17 protein-coding genes are annotated in these 18,801 nt (G+C 66.4%); 8 read left to right on the top strand and 9 right to left on the bottom strand.

What is annotated here, in order from left to right; genetic code table 11:
• Positions 1–8 precede the first annotated feature (8 nt).
• The 3 genes from benB to gntR form a co-directional block, all read right to left on the bottom strand.
• The gene (gene benB / locus POF53_RS12895) at positions 9–494 is read right to left on the bottom strand and encodes a benzoate 1,2-dioxygenase small subunit (RefSeq protein WP_186714351.1); all 486 of its coding nucleotides are present in this window, start codon (positions 492–494) and stop codon (positions 9–11) included.
• The gene (gene benA / locus POF53_RS12890) at positions 491–1,849 is read right to left on the bottom strand and encodes a benzoate 1,2-dioxygenase large subunit (RefSeq protein ID WP_232855143.1); all 1,359 of its coding nucleotides are present in this window, start codon (positions 1,847–1,849) and stop codon (positions 491–493) included. Before benA ends, benB begins: the two co-directional genes overlap by 4 nt.
• A gap of 127 nt (positions 1,850–1,976) precedes the next feature.
• Positions 1,977–2,996 carry an HTH-type transcriptional regulator GntR gene (gene gntR / locus POF53_RS12885; protein WP_203646752.1) on the bottom strand — a complete coding sequence of 340 codons (1,020 nt, stop codon included), beginning with the start codon at positions 2,994–2,996 and terminating at the stop codon, positions 1,977–1,979.
• Positions 2,997–3,203: 207 nt separating this feature from the next.
• Here gntR and POF53_RS12880 point away from each other — a divergent pair, with 207 nt between their 5' ends.
• From POF53_RS12880 to POF53_RS12870, 3 genes are all read left to right on the top strand, one after another.
• Positions 3,204–3,743 (top strand): gluconokinase, encoded by a 540-nt coding sequence (locus POF53_RS12880; RefSeq protein WP_232855150.1) that lies wholly within the window; start codon positions 3,204–3,206, stop codon positions 3,741–3,743.
• Positions 3,744–3,857: 114 nt separating this feature from the next.
• A complete protein-coding gene (locus POF53_RS12875) occupies positions 3,858–5,210 on the top strand; it encodes a GntP family permease (protein WP_203646753.1) in 1,353 nt (450 codons plus the stop codon).
• 105 nt (positions 5,211–5,315) lie between these two features.
• A complete protein-coding gene (locus POF53_RS12870) occupies positions 5,316–5,615 on the top strand; it encodes a hypothetical protein (protein ID WP_232855152.1) in 300 nt (99 codons plus the stop codon).
• Positions 5,616–5,771: 156 nt separating this feature from the next.
• On the opposite strand, the gene POF53_RS12865 is transcribed toward POF53_RS12870, so the two are convergent.
• The 4 genes from POF53_RS12865 to POF53_RS12850 all read right to left on the bottom strand — a co-directional run bounded on the left by POF53_RS12865 (position 5,772) and on the right by POF53_RS12850 (position 11,203).
• The gene (locus POF53_RS12865; protein WP_254464011.1) at positions 5,772–7,199 is read right to left on the bottom strand and encodes a sigma-54-dependent transcriptional regulator; all 1,428 of its coding nucleotides are present in this window, start codon (positions 7,197–7,199) and stop codon (positions 5,772–5,774) included.
• Entirely contained in the window at positions 7,168–8,661 is a 1,494-nt protein-coding gene (locus POF53_RS12860; RefSeq protein WP_203646756.1) for a sensor histidine kinase, read from the bottom strand. Before POF53_RS12860 ends, POF53_RS12865 begins: the two co-directional genes overlap by 32 nt.
• A gap of 290 nt (positions 8,662–8,951) precedes the next feature.
• A complete protein-coding gene (locus POF53_RS12855) occupies positions 8,952–10,397 on the bottom strand; it encodes an ATP-binding protein (RefSeq protein ID WP_203646758.1) in 1,446 nt (481 codons plus the stop codon).
• 206 nt (positions 10,398–10,603) lie between these two features.
• Entirely contained in the window at positions 10,604–11,203 is a 600-nt protein-coding gene (locus POF53_RS12850) for a lytic transglycosylase domain-containing protein (RefSeq protein WP_203646759.1), read from the bottom strand.
• A 185-nt stretch (positions 11,204–11,388) separates the two neighbouring features.
• Between POF53_RS12850 and gspG the strand changes: the two genes are divergently transcribed.
• The 3 genes from gspG (at position 11,389) to POF53_RS12835 (ending at position 14,227) form a co-directional block, all read left to right on the top strand.
• Positions 11,389–11,814: a type II secretion system major pseudopilin GspG gene (gene gspG / locus POF53_RS12845; RefSeq protein ID WP_203646760.1), complete on the top strand. Its 426-nt coding sequence runs from the start codon at positions 11,389–11,391 to the stop codon at positions 11,812–11,814.
• 11 nt (positions 11,815–11,825) lie between these two features.
• Complete coding sequence (locus POF53_RS12840) at positions 11,826–13,004, top strand: type II secretion system F family protein (protein WP_254464013.1); 1,179 nt, start codon at positions 11,826–11,828, stop codon at positions 13,002–13,004.
• Between the two features lie 65 nt (positions 13,005–13,069).
• Complete coding sequence (locus POF53_RS12835; protein WP_254464014.1) at positions 13,070–14,227, top strand: GGDEF domain-containing protein; 1,158 nt, start codon at positions 13,070–13,072, stop codon at positions 14,225–14,227.
• A 15-nt stretch (positions 14,228–14,242) separates the two neighbouring features.
• Here POF53_RS12835 and POF53_RS12830 read toward each other — a convergent pair whose 3' ends face one another.
• Positions 14,243–15,157, bottom strand: coding sequence for a site-specific integrase (locus POF53_RS12830; RefSeq protein ID WP_203646763.1), 915 nt, complete (start codon positions 15,155–15,157; stop codon positions 14,243–14,245).
• Between the two features lie 215 nt (positions 15,158–15,372).
• On the opposite strand from POF53_RS12830, the gene POF53_RS12825 reads away from it, so the two are divergent.
• Complete coding sequence (locus POF53_RS12825) at positions 15,373–16,554, top strand: NnrS family protein (RefSeq protein WP_498967983.1); 1,182 nt, start codon at positions 15,373–15,375, stop codon at positions 16,552–16,554.
• Positions 16,555–16,762: 208 nt separating this feature from the next.
• On the top strand, positions 16,763–17,410 hold the full coding sequence (locus POF53_RS12820) for a DUF1345 domain-containing protein (RefSeq protein WP_254464016.1): 648 nt from the start codon (positions 16,763–16,765) through the stop codon (positions 17,408–17,410).
• On the opposite strand, the gene POF53_RS12815 is transcribed toward POF53_RS12820, so the two are convergent.
• A complete protein-coding gene (locus POF53_RS12815) occupies positions 17,336–18,565 on the bottom strand; it encodes a pyridoxal phosphate-dependent aminotransferase (protein ID WP_203646768.1) in 1,230 nt (409 codons plus the stop codon). The genes POF53_RS12820 and POF53_RS12815 overlap by 75 nt on opposite strands.
• Between the last annotated feature and the right edge of the window lie 236 nt (positions 18,566–18,801).

Below are 18,801 nucleotides of genomic sequence, written 5' to 3'. Positions count from 1 at the left end.
GCGGTGAATCAGATGTGGTAGATGTCGATGACCTGGCGCACGTAGTCGTTCTTCAGGACCACCTTCTTGGCCTTGATCAGCGGCTGTTCGCCGCGCAGGTCGAGGGTGTAGAAGCTGGTGCCGAAGTAACTGTCGGTGGTCTTGTAGCGAAAGCTCAGGGTGTGCCAGTTGAAACGCACCTGGCAGCTGCCCTCGTCCGCCGCGACGATCTCGATGTTGCTTAGATTGTGCGAGGTGCGGGTATCCGGGACCGTGGCGCTGGAGCGCTCGGTCTTGATGCGGAACACCCGGTCCTCGAGGCCGCCACGGTTGCCGTACCAGATCAGCGAGATCTCGCTTTGCGGGTCCTCGGTCAGGGTGTCGTCGTCATCCCAGGAGGGCATCCAGAAGGTCGCGTCGCAGGCGTACAGCTCCAGCCATTGGTCCCACTGGGCGTCGTCCAGGTAGCGCGCCTCGCGGTAGAGGAAATCGCGCACGGTGTCATGCAGGCTCATTGCACGGCCTCCACAGGGATCAGCTGTTGTTCGTCCTTCAGGGCCTGGACCATGGTGTCCTGCCAGTACTTGTGCTGCAGCACGAACAGGCCTTCGTCTTCGGTGCGCACGCCCGACAGCAACGGCTTGAGCGCGATCTCGCTGGCCGCCGCGTCGGCGCCTTCGATCCAGTGCTTCGCCCCCCGGGACATGTCGTTCCAGCCGGCACCTGCGCCGTAGCCGGTCTGGCAGGAGCGAAACTCCTCCAGGTCGTCCGGAGTGGCCATGCCGCTGACGTTGAAGAAGTCCTCGTACTGGCGGATGCGCCGGGCGCGGGCCTCGGCGCTTTCACCCTTAGGCGCGATGCAGTAGATGGTGATCTCGGTCTTGTTCACCGAGATCGGCCGGGCCACGCGGATCTGCGAGCTGAACTGGTCCATCAGGTAGACGTTCGGGTACAGGCACAGGTTGCGCGAGTTCTCGATCATCCAGTCGGCGCGGGCCTGGCCGAAGTCGGCGGCCAGTTGCTCGCGGCGCTCGTAGGCCGGGCGATCCTCGGGGTTGGCCCAGCGGGTCCAGAGCAGCAGGTGGCCGTGCTCGAAGGAGTAGAAGCCGCCGCCCTGCTTGGCCCAGGCGCCGGCGCTCATGGTCTTGATCTCGTCGCCCGCCTCGCGCTGCTTGCGCTGGTTCTGGGTGGCGGCGTAGTTCCAGTGCACGGAGCTGACGTGGTAGCCGTCGGCGCCGTTCTCGGCGGTGAGCTTCCAGTTGCCTTCATAGATGTAGGAGCTGGCGCCGCGCAGCACTTCCAGGCCCTCGGGCGACTGGTCGACGATCATGTCGATGATCTTCGCCGACTCGCCCAGGTGCTCGACCAGTGGCTTGACCTCGGCATTCAGACTGCCGAACAGGAAGCCCCGGTACGACTCGAAACGGGCAACCTTGGTCAGGTCGTGGGAGCCGTCGCAGTTGAAGCTGTCGGGGTAGCCGGCGTTACCCGGGTCCTTGACCTTGAGCAGCTTGCCGCTGTTGTTGAAGGTCCAGCCGTGGAACGGGCAGGTGTAGCTGGACCGGTTGCCGCGCTTGTGCCGGCAGAGCATGGCGCCGCGGTGGCTGCAGGCGTTGAGGAAGGCATTGAGTTCGCCGTCCTTGTTGCGCGCGATGAAGATCGGCTGGCGCCCCATGGTCAGGGTGAGGAAGTCGTTGTTGGCGGGAATCTGGCTTTCATGGGCCAGGTAGATCCAGTTGCCCTCGAAGATGTGCTTCATCTCCAGGTCGAACAGGCGCGGGTCGGTGAACATCTCCCGCTTGCAGCGATAGACGCCCTTCTCCCGGTCATCCTCGAGCAAGGCATTGAGATAGTCGAATCCCAGGGACATGGCCAGGGCCTCCGTTGTTATTGTTCAGGCCGGGTCAGGTTAGGTCCCTGGGTGGGACGGGGATATCCGGATTGTGCAGAGTGCTATCCGTTTTGTGCAGGCAGAATCATGCAGTGCCTGTAGCGGCTCAGGAGCTCTCCCGCACCATCAGCTCGAACCCCAGGTCCTGCTGCCCGGTGGCCACCCGCTTGCCGTCGAGCAGCGCCAGCAGCGCCTGGGCCGCGCCGCGGCCGACCGCCGCGCGCGGGGTGCGGATCGAGGTCAGGCGCGGGACCATGTGCGCCGAGGCCGGCAGGTCGTTGAAGCCGACCATCGCCACCCGCTGAGGCACCTCGACGTCCTCGCGCAGCGCCTGCAGCACCGCGCCCTGGGCCAGGTCGTCGTTGCAGAAGAAGATCCCGTCTACGTCCGGCGCCTTGGCCAGCAGGCGGCTGAACAGCGTGCCGCCCAGGCCGATGGACGACGGCTGCGGATCGAGCATTTCCAGCTCGGGCGCCTGCAGTCCGGCCTCGGCCAGGGCCTGGCGGAAGCCCTCGGCGCGCTGCATCACCCGCGGGTCGAGCTGCGCGGCGATGAAGCCCAGGCGCCGCCGGCCACGCTCTATCAGGTGGCGCGCTGCGGCGCGCCCGGCCTCGTGCTGGGAGAAGCCCACCGACAGGGCATCGGCCTCACCACCCAGCTCCATCATATGCACGCACGGCACCCGGCTGGCGGCGAGCATCTGCCGCGAGGCGTCGCTGCGTTCGAAGCCGGTGAGCAGCATGCCGCACGGCTGGTAGGCCAGGTAGTTGCGGATCAGGTTCTCTTCCTCGGCGATATCGTAGTGATAGTTGCCGATCAGCACCTCCAGGCCACGGGGGCGCATCACCTCGTGGATGGCCTCGAGGGTATCGATGAACAGCTGGTTGGACAGCGACGGGATCAACACCACCACCGACTGGCTGCGCGCCGAGGCCAGGGCACGCGCCGCCGGGTTGGCGACGTAGCCCAGGCTGGCCGCCGCGGCCATGACCTTCTGCGCCAGTTCCGGCGCGACCGTGCTGACGCCGCGCAGGGCGCGGGAGGCGGTGATGGGGGAAACCCCGGAAAGCCTGGCGACTTCCGCCAGGGTGGGACGACCGGTAGTGCGCGAGCCAGTGCGGGACATGAGTGTTGTAATTTTACCGCTTGCAGGAATGGGGAACGGTCACTAAGGTAGCGCTGTCTCTGAATGCAGGCAATGCAATCTTGGTAGCAGGCATGCGTTCAGCGTCCATACTGCCAAAGACAAGATCAATAACACCCGGGAGGGTGGCGCAAGACCTTCGGTTCGTCCCGACCGAGACAGCGCTATCTCACCCAGCAGGAGGTACAGATGAACCCTACCCTGTCCGCGATCGTGGTCATGGGCGTAGCCGGCTGTGGTAAAAGCAGCGTCGGCGCCGCCATCGCCACCCGCAGCGGCGGCCGCCTGATCGAAGGCGATGCCTTCCACCCCGCCGCGAACATCGCCAAGATGAGTGCCGGTATTCCCCTGGACGACGACGACCGCGCCGGCTGGCTGGTGCGTCTGGGCCAGGAGCTGCAAGACACCCTGGCCGCCGGCGAACGCCCAATCCTGACCTGCTCGGCCCTCAAGCGCCGCTACCGCGACACCCTGCGCCAGGCCGTGCCCGAACTGTGCTTCGTGTTCCTCGAACTGACCCCGCAGGAAGCGGAAAAGCGCGTGCTGGCCCGCCCCGGCCACTTCATGCCGGCCAGCCTGATCGACAGCCAGTTCGCCGCGCTGGAACCGCCGCACGCCGAGCCCCTGACCCTGGCCCTGGATGCCACCCGCCCGCTGATTACCCTGGCCGAGGACGTGCACCAATGGCTAAAGCCTTGCGGTGAGCAGGCGCTGGCGCGGACTGCCTGATCCGGCGGTTTTTCCGGCTCACCAAAGACAGCGCTGTCTCCATGCTTCTCAAGACGCAATGACGCAAGACACGCGACACCAAAACAACAACGAAAAGACCGAGGTTCACGAACCATGTTCGGACTGGCTACCGATACCTTCCTGTTGCTCGACGCACTGGTCACCATCGTCGGGCTCATCCTGCTGATCACCCATTTCAAAGTCCACCCCTTCGTCGCCCTCACCCTGGCCGCAGGCTTTCTCGGCCTGACCTCCGGCATGCCGGTGGCCAAGGTGATGAAATCGTTCCAGGACGGCTTCGGCGGCGTGCTCGGCTTCGTCGGCATCGTCCTGGCGCTGGGCACCATGCTCGGCAAGCTGATGGCCGACTCCGGCGGCGCCGACCAGATCGCCCAGACCCTGATCCGCGCCTTCGGCAAGCAGAAGGTGCACTGGGCGATGATGTTCGCCGCCTTCCTGGTGGGCATCCCGCTGTTCTTCGAGATCGGCTTCGTGCTGCTGATCCCGCTGGTGTTCATCGTCGCCCGCCGCTCCGGCGTGTCGCTGGTGAAGATCGGCATCCCGCTGCTGGCGGGCCTTTCGGTGGTGCACGGCCTGGTGCCGCCGCACCCGGGGCCGCTGCTGGCGATCGGCATCTTCCACGCCGACATCGGCAAGACCATCTTCTACGGCCTGCTGGTGGCCCTGCCGACCGCGGTGATCGCCGGCCCCCTGTTCGGCAACTTCATCTCGCGCTACATCCCGGGCAACCCGTCCCAGGAGCTGATGGACCAGATCGCCCGCGAGTCGAACCAGCAGAACCTGCCGAGTTTCAGCGTGACCCTGATCACCGTGCTGCTGCCGGTGGTGCTGATGCTGCTGAAAACCTTCGCCGACGTGGTACTGCCGGCCGAGCACATCGTGCGCCAGTGGATGGACCTGATCGGCCATCCGATCACCGCCCTGCTCGCCGCCCTGCTGCTGGCCTTCTACACCTTCGGCTCGGCCCGCGGCTTCAACCGCCAGCAGATCATGAAGATGCTCGACCAGAGCCTGGCGCCCACCGCCGCCATCGTGCTGATCGTCGGCGCCGGCGGCGGCTTCAAGCAGATGCTGGTGGACACCGGCGTCGGCAACGTGATCGGGCAGATGGCGGTACAGGCCGAGATCTCGCCGATCCTGCTGGCCTGGCTGGTGGCGGCGGTGATCCGCATCGCCACCGGCTCCGCCACCGTGGCCACCATCACCGGCGCCGGCATCGTCGCCCCGGTGATCGACCTGGTGCCGGGGGTCAACCGGGAGTTGCTGGTGCTGGCCACTGGCGCCGGTTCGTTGATCCTGTCCCACGTCAACGACGCCGGGTTCTGGCTGGTCAAGCAGTACTTCAACATGACCGTGGCCGAGACCTTCAAGACCTGGAGCATGATGGAGACCATCCTCTCGGTGGTCGGCATCATCTTCATCATGCTGCTGTCGCTGGTGGTGTGACCGTTGGTCGCCGTCATGGCACCTTGCTGACGGGCCACAGGCCCAAGTGAGACAGAGGCCCTGCGCTGGCAGGGCCGCTTTCTCCGTCGCAAAGGAGCCTGCCCCATGAAACACGCCTTCCTCCTCGCCGCCCTGCTCGCCTCGCCACTGGCCTTGGCCGCCGGTACCGGCGCCACCTACCCTGACGATCCGCACAATCCGGCGCCACAGCCGGGGGTCGACAGCACCCTCAACCCGATCGAGAAGCCCATGCCGCGGGATACCGACCCGCGGATCAAGGGCAATGACCCGGAAAGTCCGCCGGCCGAACAGAACGATGATCGTGATCTGCCGGGGATGGGAGGTAGTGGATCGGAGGGGATGGGGCGTGACGGTGGTGGGTCAGGGACTGGCGGGAAACCTTGAGCTCACAACGCTACTCGGTCCCTGTAGGAGCGGCCTTGTGCCGCGAAAGGGCTGCAAGGCAGCCCCGGCGATATCGGCTTGATGCACGAATCCTGGGGGCGCTTCGCACCCCTTTCGCGGCACAAGGCCGCTCCTACAGGGATTGCGCTGGGCTGGTTACCACTGGCGCTTGTCTGGACGGGTCAGGCCTAGCTTTTCGATCTTGTAGCGCAGCATGTCCCGCGACAGCCCCAGCAGCCGTGCCGACTTGGTGACGTTCCAGTCGGTGCGATCAAGCGTGCGGCAGACCATGTCGCGCTCCATGTCCGGCAGGCTTGCGGTGCCCTGTGGTTCGTGGCGCGGTGCTTCGAACGCTAGCACCTGCGCGGGTTGCGCCGGCGGCTCGTCGACCAGGGTCAGGCACAGGTTCAGCTGATGGGCGCCAATCACCTCGCTGGGGGCCAGCAGCACCGTCTGCTCGAGCATGTTGCGCAGTTCGCGTACATTGCCCGGCCAACCGTAACCCAGCATCAGCGCCTCGGCCTCGGCCGAGAAACGCAGGTTGGGCTTACCGTAGCGCCGCCCGTGGTGGGCCAGGAAATGCCGGGCCAGGCGCAGGATATCCTGCCCGCGCGCGTACAGGCGCGGTACCTTGAGGGCGATGATGCGCAGGCGGAAGAACAGGTCGCGGCGGAACTTGCCCTGCTGGACCATCTGCTCGAGGTTGCAGTTGGTGGCGCTGATCACCCGCAGGTCGACCTTGCGCTCCTTGACCGCGCCGATGCGGCGGATGGTGCGGTCCTCCAGCAGCTTGAGCAGCTTGGCCTGCAGCACCAGGTCCATCTCGCCGATCTCGTCGAGGAACAAAGTGCCGCCGTCGGCCGCCTCGACCAGGCCCACGCGACGTTCCTTGGCATCGGTGAAGGCGCCCTTTTCATGGCCGAACAGCTCGGCCTCCAGCAGGTTGGCGGGAATCGAGGCGCAGTTGAACTCGATGAACGGACCCTTGGCCCGGCTGCCGTCGAAATGCAGGGCGCGGGCCACCAGCTCCTTGCCAGTGCCGGTCTCACCCTCCACCAGTACTGGCGGCAGGTCGCCGCTGGCCATGCGCTGCTCGGCGTCGAGCAGCTGGCGCAGGGTGTGCTTGAGCTCGAGCATGGCCGGCGACTCGCCGATCAGCGCCTGCAACCCGGACTTCTGCGCCTCGCGCTCCTGGTAGAACGACAGCGTGCGCTCCATGCGTTCGGCGGCCAGGGCCTTGTCCAGCATCAGCTTGAGCTCGGCCAGCACCACCGGCTTGGTCAGGTAGTGGAACGCCCCCTCCTTCATCGCCAGCACGGCGTCCTCGACGTTGCCGTAGCCGGTCATCATGATCACCTTGAGCTCCGGCGCCTGTGCCACCAGCGTGCGCAGCAGGTCGTGGCCGCTCATGCCGGGCAGCGAGTTGTCGGTCAGCACGGCGTCCGGCTGGGCGCGCTTGATCTGCTCCAGCGCCAGTTCCGCACTGTGGCACACCGTGACCTCGAAGCCTTTCAGGCCCAGGTAGGTGCGAATGTTATCTGCAAGGATTTCATCATCCTCTACCACCAGGATGCTGTGCTCCATGGTCCCCTCCCGCTGCAATGTTGAAAGTCAGGCTGACGCGGGTTCCTTCCTCTTCGCGGCTGGTCAGTTCGACCGCGCCGCCAAAGCGTTCCATGATCCGTTTGACCAGGGCCAGGCCGACACCCAGCCCGCCCTGCTTGGTGGTGAAGAACGGCTTGAACACCATGCGCCGCTGCTGCTCGCTCATGCCCTTGCCGGTGTCGCTGAGCTGCAGCTGGGCCTGCTGGCCCTCCAGCTGGCGCACCTCGGCGCGCAGCTCGCCACCCTGGGGCATGGCCTCCAGGGCGTTGGCGAACAGGCTGTTGAGGATCTGCGTCAGTTGCAGCGGCTGGCTGGCCACCCATTGCGCCGGCGGCCCGTCGAAGGCGAAACGTACGCCGTTGCGCTCGATCTGCGGGGCGAAGGCCTGGCGCGCATCCTCGATGGCCGCCACCAGGTCCACCGACTCGGCTTCGTCGCTGGTCGGGCGCAGCGACACCAGCAGGTCGCGGACCCAGCGCGACATACGGTCGACCTGGGTGATGATGTCGCCAATGTTCTTCTGCGCCGCCGGACTGGCGATGTCCTGCGCAAGTTCGGCGCTGGAGCGGATGTTGGCCAACGGGTTGCGCAGGCTGTGGGCCACCGCCGAGGACATCTCGCCCAGGGCCACGTAGGTCTCGCTGGCCACCAGGCGGTCCTGCTGGTGGTGCAGCAGGCTGGCGGCGCGGCGCACGATCCAGAACAGGCCGAAGTAGATCAGCGCCCCGCCGACCAGGGTCGAGGCCCAGATCAGCACATAGCCGCGCTGGATACGTCGCACCAGGTCCTGGGGTTCCTTGTAGATCTCGACCATGGCCAGCACCTGTTCACCCTGGCTGTCGAACAGCGGGATGTAGTTCTCGATGAACAGGTGCCGGGGCTCGCGCTGGAACTTCTGTTCCTCGCGGTCCTCGTCGGCCTTGTGGTAGCTGGCCGATACCGCCTTGCGCGAGTGGAAGGCATGCTCCAGGTCGTCGTCCTCGTCGATGCGCTTGCCGATCAGGTTGGGGTTGGTCGACCAGACCACCAGGCGGTCGCGGGCGTAGACATTGGCCAGCAGGGTGTCGGGCAGGTGTTCGACGTGGTCGAGAAACTCGACCCGGGTCGACTCCGCCAACTGCGGGGTGAACTGCAGGTGTTGCTGGTCCAGGCGCGGGTCAAGCAACTCGCCCATGGTGATGCCCGGCGGCAGTTGCGAGTGACGCACCTCGGCCTGGGCCATGGCCTGGATGAACTGGGCGGTGAGCATGGCGTCGCGCTCGACGCTGTCGCGTACCACGAAACGCGTCGAGACGTACCCCAGCCCGCCGGCGACCGAGGCGATGATCAGCAGGCTGACCAGCGAGAACCAGCGCAGCAGGTTGAACTCGCGCAGCGGCGCGGCCAACCCGCTGGCGGAGGCGCCGGGCTTGTCTGGGGCTTCGTTTTCGAGCGTCTGCATCGCGTCGCTCCCGCCTGGGGCCGATGAGGGCTATCGGCATGCCCTTGCTACCGGTGGTAGCAAAGTGACTCCATTGAGCCCGGACAGACGATGCCGCCTCAGGCCTGTATCAGGTCTAGCAAAAACTCAGCCAGTACATTCAATATTCTATTTTTTATTATAAATCATAGACTTAAATAAATTTGTTAATACTAAATGTTGAAAAACCCCCCACTTTTGGGGAATTGCTACCCACATCCAATAAATTCCTTATAAAACAATCAATTAAGAGACATTTCTACCGTTACACATCACACTGCTGCGACGCGAAAATTCAACAGCACCCGTGTCCCCATCCCCTCGCGACTGCTCAACCGCACCGAACCACCAAAGCACTCCATGATCCGCTTGACCAGCATCAGCCCTACCCCCACGCCACCCTGCTTGGTGGTGAAGAATGGCCGGAAGGCCATGCGCTGCTGCTGCTCGCTCATGCCCTTGCCGGTATCCGATAGACGCAGGCTGAGGGTGCGTCGGTCGTGGCGCACCACCTCCACGCGCAACTCTCCGCCCGCCTCCATCGATTCCAGGGCGTTGGCGATCAGGCTGTTGAAGATCTGCCCGAGCAAGGCCGGCTGGCCCAGCACCCGGACCGTCGGCAGGTCGGCCAGGACCAACCGTACACCACCCTGTTGCAGCGCCTGGCCATGGGCCTGGAGGCTGTCGCGCAGGGCCTGGGCCACATCCACCGGCACAGCCTCGTCGCCGAGCGGGCGCAGCGACTGCAGCAGCTCGCGCACCCACTGCGACATGCGATCGACCTGGTTGATGATGTCGCTGATGTTCTTCTGCGCCGGGCCTTCGTCGAACGCCTGGGCCAGTTCGGCGCTGGAGCGGATGCTCGCCAGCGGGTTGCGCAGGCTGTGCGCCACAGCCGACGACACTTCGCCCAGGGCGACGAAGGTTTCGTTGCCAATCAGCCGCTTCTGCTGCACCGCCATCAACCGGGCGGCGCGGCGCATGATGCCGTACAGGCCGACATAGACGAGGCCGACCCCCACGGCAATGGCCAGCCAGATCAGCAGCAGGCCGTGCTCGATGCGCACGATCAGGTCGTGGGGCTCCTTGTAGATCTCGACCATGGCCGTGACATGTTCGCCGTCGGCATCGAACAGGGGGATGTAGTTCTCGATGAACAGCTGCTCGGGCGGGGTGACGAACTTCTGCTCGCTGCGCGCCTGCTCGAAGTCGTGGTAGCTGGCCGACACCCGCATCTTGTACTCGAACGCCCGGTCGAGGTCGTCGTCCGACTCGATCAGCTTGCCGATCAGCGCCGGGTTGCTCGACCAGATCACCGTGCGGTCGGGGGCGTAGATGTTGGCCAGGAGCATGTCCGGCAGGTGGGCGATATGGTCGAGGAACTCGCCCCGGGCCCGGCGCCGGGCCTCGGGATCGACGTCCGAAAGGGCGTGGTCGGTGCGCGGATCGAGTAGCTCGCCCATGGTCCGCACGTTGGGGATCGACACATGGCGCACTTCGGCATCGGCGATGGAGGTGATGAACTGCGCGGTGAGCAAGGCGTCGCGCTCGACGCTCTCGTCGATGATGAAGCGGCTGGAGATCAGGCCCAGGCCGACACCCACCGAGAGGATGATGGCCAGGCTCACCCAGGCGTACCAGCGCAACATGTTGAACGGTTTGCGCGCCGGGCCGGTGTCGGCGGGCGGCAACGTGTCGGGACGTGGGGCGAGGTCCATGGCGGGCTCCGCGGCTGGGCACCTCTAGAGGTTATAGCCCAGAGTTGGGGGAAGCATGGGGTGTTGGGGAGCTATTGATCGTGTGAGGGCTGCCAGGTGCTTGTCGTAACCCTTGCAGCGCCTGTGAGATCGAGCGCCGCGCGGGCGGCGCTCGATCTTGTAGGCGCTGCAAAACTTTCGGCGAACACCTAGAAATCCCACCCCGATCAAAGCGGCGCATCCTCAGCCAACCCCCGCAACAACCGATACTCACGCAACACCGCCGGCACATACCGCCGCGTCTCGGCAAACGGCGGCACCACCCGCCCCCGGCTGAGCACGGCATCGGGCCCGGCATTGTAGGCCGCCACCGCCAACGTGATGTCGTTGTCGAACAGCTTGAGCATGCGTTTGAGATAGCGCGCCCCACCCTGCACGTTGGAAGCCGGGTCCAGCACATCCGCCACGCCCATCTCCTTCGCCGTGTCCGGCATCAGCTGCATCAGCCCCGCCGCGCCCTTGGCCGAGCGGGCCTTGGGGTTGTAGCCGGACTCGGCCTTGATCAGCGCATGCAGCAGCGCCGGTGACACACCGTTGGCCAGGGCCGCGGCCGCCACCAGGTCGGCATAGGGCCTCCCGGTGACCAGCTGGGCGTTGACCGGCCCGCCAGCCACCCCGTTCTCCTGGATCACCCGCTCATAGTGCCGTCCTGGCCGATGCACGTTGGACAGCACGAAGCCGCCTTTGCCATCGCTGGAGATGTAGATGTCGGCCTGGGCGCCAAACGCCATCAGCCCCACCGCCAGTCCCAGGATCAGTCCACGCATGTCGGTCGCCTCCCGTCGCACAAGATCAAGAGTGGCCCCCGATGTGGGGGATATGCCCCGTCGATCCGGGCTTTTCAGCTATGACGCAAGCGCCGTGCCGCCCGCCATCACGCACGGCGCAAGGGCCCGACGCAGACGTGCACGGCTGTTGCATGGCAGGGGCAAACGCACTGGAGGGTTTCACCATGCAGCGCAACATCCATAACCAACGCGGCTTCACCCTGCTCGAACTGTTGGTGGTGCTGGTGGTGCTGGGCCTGCTGGCCGGCATCGTCGCGCCCAAGTATTTCAGCCAGCTGGGCCGCTCCGAGGCCAAGGTGGCGCGAGCGCAGATCGAAGGCCTGGGCAAGGCCCTGGACCTCTATCGCCTGGAAGTCGGCCACTACCCCAGCAGCGAACAGGGCCTGCAGGCCCTGGTGGTCGCACCCGGCGGCGAGGCGCGCTGGTCGGGGCCGTACCTGCAGAAAGCCGTTCCCCAGGACCCCTGGGGACGCCCCTACATCTACAAGCAGCCCGGCGAGAACGGCGGCGAGTATGACCTGCTGTCGATGGGCAAGGACGGCCAGCCCGGCGGTGACGGGGAAAACGCCGAGATCACCAGTTGGCAGTGAGGAGCCCGGCCATGCGCTATCAGCTCAAGGCCCTGGGCAGCCAGGGCGTGGTGCAATTGCAGGTGGAAGCCGAGGACAGCGACCAGGCCCGGCGCCAGGCCGAGGACCAGGGCCTGCGCGTGCTCAGCGTGCGCAGCCAGGGCCTGGCCCTGCGCCGGCGCCCGGCGGCGTTCGACCTGATGCTGTTCAGCCAGGAACTGGCCACCCTGCTCGGCGCCGGCCTGCCGCTGATCGACGCCCTCGAGAGCCTGGCCGAGAAAGCCCCGGGCGGCGCCATGCGCAAGACCCTGGAGCAACTGGTGCGCCAGCTGTACGAGGGGCGCTCGCTGTCCCAGGCCCTGGCCCTGCAGCCACGGGTGTTCCCCGCCCTGTACGTGGCCCTGGTGCAGTCCAGTGAACGCACCGGCGCCCTGGGCGACGCCCTGAACCGCTATATCGGTTATCGCCAGCGCCTGGACCTGGTGCGCCAGAAGCTGGTCGGCGCCTCGGTCTACCCGCTGCTGCTGTTGCTGGTGGGCGGCGGCGTGGTGCTGTTCCTGCTCGGCTATGTGGTGCCGCGCTTCAGCCTGGTATTCGAGGGCATGGGCACCGAGCTGCCCTGGCTGTCGCGGGTGCTGATGCGCATCGGCCTGTTCCTGCATGCCCAGCAACTGCCTCTGGGGCTGGGCACGCTCATCGGCATCGGCGCGCTGGTCGCCCTGCGTCGCCATCCGGCGCTGCGCCGTGGCGCCGGCCGCTTGCTGCGGCGGGTGCCGGCCCTGCACCAGCGCCTGGTGATGTACGAACTGGCGCGTTTCTATCGCTCGCTGGGGATTCTCCTGCAAGGCGGCATTCCCATCCTCACCGCCCTGGGCATGGCCCGGGGACTGCTGGGCAGCAGCGCGGCCGAAGGCCTGGAGCAGGCCAGCCGGCGGGTCGCCGAGGGCCTGCCGCTGTCCGATGCGCTGCAGGCCGGGCAACTGGTCACGCCGGTTTCGCTACGGCTGCTGCGCGCCGGCGAGCAGTCGGGCAACCTCGGCGAGATGCTCGAGCGCTGCGCGGACTTCCACGACCAGGAAATCGGCCGCTGGGTCGAATGGTTCGTCAAGCTGTTCGAGCCCTTGCTGATGACCTTCATCGGCCTGCTGATCGGGCTGATCGTGATCCTCATGTACATGCCGATCTTCGAGCTGGCGTCGAGCATTCACTGAGCAAGGTAGCAAATGGCCATGCGCATGGCTTAGCATCGCCGGTTTGCCCTTTGAGCCCTTGTATCGTGCCGCTTAGCCTGCCGACCCTGACCCTGGTCGCCGTTTTCATCCTGGCCCTGACGGGCATCCTGACCCTGCACGCCTGGCGGCGTTGCGCCAGCGATCCGAGCCTGGGCTACCTGGGCGCGATGCTGCTGCTCTCGGCCCTGGGGGTCAGCCTGAATGCCCTGCGTGGCATTGACATGGACTACCTGGCCCTGGTGCTGGGCAACATCGTCCTGTTGGTCGGCACCGGCCTGGGCTGGACGGCCATGCGCGTGCTCGGCGGGCGCAAACCGCACTGGCCGCTGCTGCTGGCCGGTGCCGTGTTCTGGGGGCTGTTCAGCCTGTGGCCGGGTTTTTACGGCGATCTCGGCCTGCGGGTGAAAGTGTATTCGCTGCTGACCCTGGGTTACACCTGCCTGAGCATCGGCGAGTTGCTGCGGCCACGGGTGCGCCTGCAGGTGTCCTATACCCCGGCGTTGATCCTGACCACCCTGCATGCAGCGCTCTACCTGATGCGCACGCTGCTCGAGGACGGTGTCGCCCTCGACCACGCCATCAACAGCGGCGGCGCCAGCCCGGGCTTCTTCGCCTTCATCCTGTTCGAGTCGATGCTTTTCGCCATCGGCATCTCTTATGTGACCCTGGCGATGGTCCGCGAGCGCGCCGAGATCCTGCTCCGCGCCGCAGCCTACAGCGACCCGCTGACCGGCATCGACAACCGTCGGGCGTTCATGGAGCGCGGCGCGCAGTTGCTGCATGACTGCGCGGCAGGCCAGGCACCGGTGGCGTTGCTGTTGTGCGACCTGGACCACTTCAAACGGATCAACGACCGCTTCGGCCACCCCGTCGGGGACGAGGTACTGCTGGCGTTCGCCCGGGAAACCGCCCGCCACCTGCGCCGGGACGACCTGTTTGCGCGCATCGGTGGTGAGGAGTTCGCCTGCCTGCTGCGCGGCGCCAGCGAAGCCGAGGCCGAACAGGTGGCGCAGCGGATCTGCGCCGGGTTTTCCGGGCTGGCGCTGCTGGAGCCGGGGCTGCTGGGCGTGAGCATCGGCATCGTCAGCCAGCCGGCCGCGCAAGGCGAGCTGTCGCGGCTGCTGTCGATGGGCGACCGGGCGCTGTATGCGGCCAAGCAACAGGGGCGTGGCCGGGTGTTGCGCTATGCCGAGGTGTCCTGACGCCCTTGATCCCTCTCAGTAGTCGAAGCGCTCCACCGCCCGCCGCCGCTCGTTGTCATCGCGCCGGTCATAGCTCGCCGTGGTCTGGATGTTGGCATGGTGCGCGAGCTTCTGCGCGATCGACAGATCGTGCTCCTCGATCACCCGGGTGATGAACGCCCGGCGAAAATCATGGGGCATGATCTTGGCCCCCACCTGCGCTCCGCGCTGGCGGGCGATGTAGTAGATCGCGTGTTTGGTGATGCGCGCACGGGTGATATGGCTGCCGCGGCGGATGCGGTTGAACAGGAAGCTGTCGTCGCGCTCGCCGGCGGGCAGGTGCTGGCGGCGCAGGTCGAGCCAGGCCTGCAGCTTGTCGAAGGCCCAGGCCGGGGCGTACTTGACCAGCTGGCGGTTACCCTTGGCCAGCACCTGCACGCTGCGCTCCTGGAAGTCCACCTGGTCCAGGTCGACGTCCACCGATTCCGACTTGCGCATGCCGGTGCCGTAGAGCAGCGCCAGGATCGCCGCGTCGCGCACGCCCTGGGGGCGCGGGTCGGCGGCGCACACGTCCATCAGCTCACGGATCAGGTTGCGTCGCAGATTGCGCCCCGGCGGCAGGCGGCTGCCGCCAGCCGGCTTGACCTCGCGGATCATCAGCAGTTGCTCGTGGTCGATCAGCCCCTGGCGCCAGGCCTCGTTCATCACCCCGCGCACCGCATTGACGTACAGCGACGAGGTATTGGGCGCATAGCCATCGGCGCGCAACGCCGCGACCAGGGCAATCACATGGCCGGGTTCGAGTCGGTGCCAGGGCACCTCGGCGATATCGACATCGGCGAAGCCCAGGCGGTCGGCGGCATCCTGCAGGATGTAGCGCATGGTCAGCTGGCTGGACGGGGCCAGGCGGGCAAGGTACTGCAGCAGCGGATTGCGCAGGAGATCGGTCACAGCGGGGATCCTGTAGCAAAGCCGAATGCGCGGCGGGCGCAAGACGGCGCAAAGCGAGTCATTTCAACCCTGATCAAGGTCAAAAAGACTACAAACAAAAAGAGTCATAATGACTTCGCGCAGTGCCATCACCTTGATATTCAAGGCCTTTGAACGCTGGCATGCTTCGTGATGGTACCCCATTCAACCGCTCCGATCGAACCAAGGTCCTCGCCATGCTCGTCCAGCCGATCACCGCTCGCCCACGCCGGGCCCTCTGGGCCCTGGGTTTTCGTCCGTTCTTCCTCGGCGGCAGCCTGTTCGCCCTGCTCGCCCTGCTGCTGTGGGCCGGCGTGCTGGCCGGCGCGTTCGAACTCAACCCGGCGGGCGGCATGCTCGCCTGGCACCGCCATGAGATGCTGTTCGGCTTCGCGGTGGCCATCGTCGCCGGCTTCCTGCTCACGGCCGTACAGAACTGGAGCGGCATCCCGGGCCTGAGCGGCCGACCGCTGCAGGGCCTGTTCATGCTCTGGCTGCTGGGCCGGGTCAGTTGGTTCCTGCCCTTGCCGGCCTGGCTGCTGGTCCTCATCGAAGGCGCCTTTCTGCCCTTGGTGGCGCTGGCCCTGGCACGACCGATCATCCAGCGACGGCTGCGCAACAACTACCCCATCGTGGTCCTGGTGCTGCTGATCGCCGCCTGCCAGTGGCTGACCCTGGCCGGCGGGCTGCAGGGCAACGAGGTGTGGCAACGGCGCGGAGTGCTGGCCGGGCTGTGGCTGGTGGCGGCGATGATGAGCGTGATCGGCGGCCGGGTGATCCCGTTCTTCACCCGTCGCGGCCTGGGCAACATGAGCCCGGCGCCGGCCCGCCCCTGGCTGGACCGTACCTGCCTGCTGGGCAGCGTGGCGCTGCCACTCACCTACGTACTGGGCTTCAACGATGCGCCGCAGCCACTGATGGCCGCGCTGTTCGCCGCCCTGGCAGCCCTGCACGGCGTGCGCCTGGCGCTGTGGCATGACCGTGGCCTGTGGCGGGTGCCGCTGCTGTGGTCACTGCACCTGGCCTACGCATGGCTGATCCCGGCTTGCCTGGGCCTGGCGCTGTGGCATGCGGGGTTGTCGATCAATCCGAGCCTGGCCGCCCATGCCCTGACGGTCGGCGCCATGACCGGACTGATCGTGGCGATGATGGCCCGGGTCAGCCTGGGGCATACCGGACGGCCGCTGGCGGTGCCGCGCAGCATCGGTTGGGCGTTCGCACTGATCCAGCTGGCGGCGCTGGCCCGGGTCGTGGTGGTGCCGTTCACACCGCTGGGGCTCGGGTTGTCGGTGCTGTTCGGCAGCGCCGCGCTGCTGCTGTTCCTTTGGCACTACCTGCCGATCCTGCTGCGAGCGCGAGTGGATGGCATGCCGGGCTGAACGACATTCGGGCCACCAGGGTGCCCGCCGCAACCCTTGCAGCGGCGGTGAGACCGAGCGCCGCGCGGGCGGCGCTCGATCTCATAGGCGCTGCAACTCTCACGTCGAACACCTTGAAAGGCCCTGGGTTGAAAACGCGCAGGCTTGCCCCGCGATAGGGGCGCATCTGGTCTACAGTTCAACCCACGCCCATCCGCCAAGGGACCGCATGGCCTTCCACCACCTCACCCGCACCCACCCCCGTCTCAGTATCGCCACCCTGGCCGGCCTGCTCGGCGGCTGGCTGATCCCCGCCGGCGACACCGTGCAGCATATCCTCGTCGGCTGGAACCTCGGCGTCTGGTTGTACCTGGCCATGGTCCTGTGGCTGAGCCTGCGGGCCAATGCCGAGCGGGTGCGCAAGGTCGCCCGTATCGAAGATGAAAACGCCGGCCTGGTGCTGATCACCGTCTGCGTCTCGGCCATCGCCAGCCTGGCCGCCGTCACCCTGCAATTGGTGTCCAGCCGCGGCCTGGACGGCGGCGCCCTGGCCCTGCACTACCTGTACACCGGGCTGACCGTGGCCGGCTCATGGCTGCTGATCGGCTGCATCTTCAGCCTGCACTACGCCCGGCTGTTCTACACCGGCGACCGCCATGAACCGCCCCTGCGCTTTGCCGACGGCGAGCGCAACCCGGACTACTGGGACTTCCACTACTTCTCGTTCACCATCAATGTCGCCGTGCAGACCTCGGACATCGGCGTCGCCGGCCGGGCCATGCGCCGGGTGGTGCTGGCCCACTCACTGGTAGGTTTCGTGTTCAACACGGCGATCCTCGGCTTCACCATCAACATCGCCGCCGGACTGCTCGGCTAGCACCCGCAGCGCGCAGGCAGCGATACGCCGACACACCTGCTCCAGCACATCGGCTTCCAGCACCAGCCCCAGGCGCAGGTGCCCCGCGGCACTCGGTCCGAAACCATCCCCCGGCAGCAACGCCACGCCCTCCTCGTCCAGCAGGCGCTGGGCGAACGCCTGGGCGCCGAGCCCGCTGCCGCGGATATCGAGCATCACGAACATGCCACCGGCCGGCCGATGGGCATGAATGCCAGGACAGCCCTCCAGCACCGCGCATACCCGGTCACGCCGCTGCCGGTAGATCTCGCGCATCCGCCGCACGTCATCCCCTGCCTGATCCAGGGCCACGCAGGCAGCATGCATGACGAACTCCGGCAGGCCGAACAGCATGCTCATGACCAGGGTACCGAGGTGCCTGGCGAACAGCGGCGGCCCGATCACCCAGCCGACCCGCCAGCCACTCATGGCATGGGACTTGGACAGGCTGCCGATCGACACGCAGCGCTCGGCCATGCCCGGGAGGCTCAACGGACTGGGCGCCTCACCGTCGTACAGCAATGACTGGTAGACATCGTCGCAGATCAACCACAGATCATGCTCCCGGCATAACTGCGCCAGGCGCTCCAGGTCGGCCTGGTCGATCATCGCGCCCGTCGGATTGTGCGGACTGTTGAGCAGCAGGCCCCGGGTGCGCGGGGTGATCGCCCTGGCCACCGCCGCAGGATCCAGGCGAAACCCCTGTTCCGGCCGCACCGCGACCTGCACGGCCCGTGCACCGCAGGCACCGAACACGCCGTGATAGGTCACGTACATGGGTTCGGCGACGATCACCTCGTCGCCGGGTTCGAACAGGCACTGGAAGGTCGCAAACAGACCGCACTGTGCCCCTGCGGTCACCACCACCTGCACCGGATCGAGGGGCAGTTGGCTATGGCGCACCACCGCCTCACGCAGGGCGAGGCTGCCGCGCACATCGCTGTAATGGGTGTCGCCGCGGCGCAGGCTGGCCACGGCGGCCTCGACCACCGGGGCCGGAGTGTCGAAATCGGGGTCACCCACCGACAGCAGGAAGATTTCGCGCCCCTGGCGGCGTTGCTCCAGGGCCTGGTAGTGAATGTCCCAGGCGGCGACTGCATGGCCGGCAATACGTTGGGTGAGCGTGGAATAACGCATGACTGTCTCCCTGTCTGCCGGCCGGCACCGTTGGTCCGAAAAGCGCTGCAGATAAACATAGCAGAGCAACCCTCGCTGCCAGCCGTCCACCCACGGGGAAAACGTTTGCCCAGCCAACGAGCACCCACCGTTCATCGTGACAGGACTGTGACCGCCGTCATGCATTAGTACATCTGCCATATTTTCCGGCGAACACTGCCATGGCAGGTGCTATGGTTAAAGTCCCGACGGCCAGG

Origin of the sequence: Mitsuaria sp. RG, from assembly GCF_028369275.1 — a bacterium.
GTDB lineage: Bacteria > Pseudomonadota > Gammaproteobacteria > Pseudomonadales > Pseudomonadaceae > Aquipseudomonas > Aquipseudomonas peradeniyensis.
Note: the sequence above shows the minus strand (reverse complement) of the source record. Positions and strands in the feature narration are given on the sequence as shown.

Excerpts from the sequence above, each read along its gene's own strand:
- POF53_RS12880 (WP_232855150.1), top strand. The coding sequence starts at position 3,204 with ATGAACCCTACCCTGTCCGCGATCGTGGTCATGGGCGTAGCCGGCTGT.
- POF53_RS12825 (WP_498967983.1), top strand. The coding sequence starts at position 15,373 with ATGCTCGTCCAGCCGATCACCGCTCGCCCACGCCGGGCCCTCTGGGCC.
- POF53_RS12875 (WP_203646753.1), top strand. The coding sequence starts at position 3,858 with ATGTTCGGACTGGCTACCGATACCTTCCTGTTGCTCGACGCACTGGTC.
- POF53_RS12860 (WP_203646756.1), bottom strand. The coding sequence starts at position 8,661 with ATGCAGACGCTCGAAAACGAAGCCCCAGACAAGCCCGGCGCCTCCGCC.
- POF53_RS12840 (WP_254464013.1), top strand. The coding sequence starts at position 11,826 with ATGCGCTATCAGCTCAAGGCCCTGGGCAGCCAGGGCGTGGTGCAATTG.
- POF53_RS12865 (WP_254464011.1), bottom strand. The coding sequence starts at position 7,199 with ATGGAGCACAGCATCCTGGTGGTAGAGGATGATGAAATCCTTGCAGAT.
- POF53_RS12870 (WP_232855152.1), top strand. The coding sequence starts at position 5,316 with ATGAAACACGCCTTCCTCCTCGCCGCCCTGCTCGCCTCGCCACTGGCC.
- benA (WP_232855143.1), bottom strand. The coding sequence starts at position 1,849 with ATGTCCCTGGGATTCGACTATCTCAATGCCTTGCTCGAGGATGACCGG.
- benB (WP_186714351.1), bottom strand. The coding sequence starts at position 494 with ATGAGCCTGCATGACACCGTGCGCGATTTCCTCTACCGCGAGGCGCGC.
- POF53_RS12820 (WP_254464016.1), top strand. The coding sequence starts at position 16,763 with ATGGCCTTCCACCACCTCACCCGCACCCACCCCCGTCTCAGTATCGCC.
- gspG (WP_203646760.1), top strand. The coding sequence starts at position 11,389 with ATGCAGCGCAACATCCATAACCAACGCGGCTTCACCCTGCTCGAACTG.
- POF53_RS12850 (WP_203646759.1), bottom strand. The coding sequence starts at position 11,203 with ATGCGTGGACTGATCCTGGGACTGGCGGTGGGGCTGATGGCGTTTGGC.
- POF53_RS12855 (WP_203646758.1), bottom strand. The coding sequence starts at position 10,397 with ATGGACCTCGCCCCACGTCCCGACACGTTGCCGCCCGCCGACACCGGC.
- POF53_RS12815 (WP_203646768.1), bottom strand. The coding sequence starts at position 18,565 with ATGCGTTATTCCACGCTCACCCAACGTATTGCCGGCCATGCAGTCGCC.
- gntR (WP_203646752.1), bottom strand. The coding sequence starts at position 2,996 with ATGTCCCGCACTGGCTCGCGCACTACCGGTCGTCCCACCCTGGCGGAA.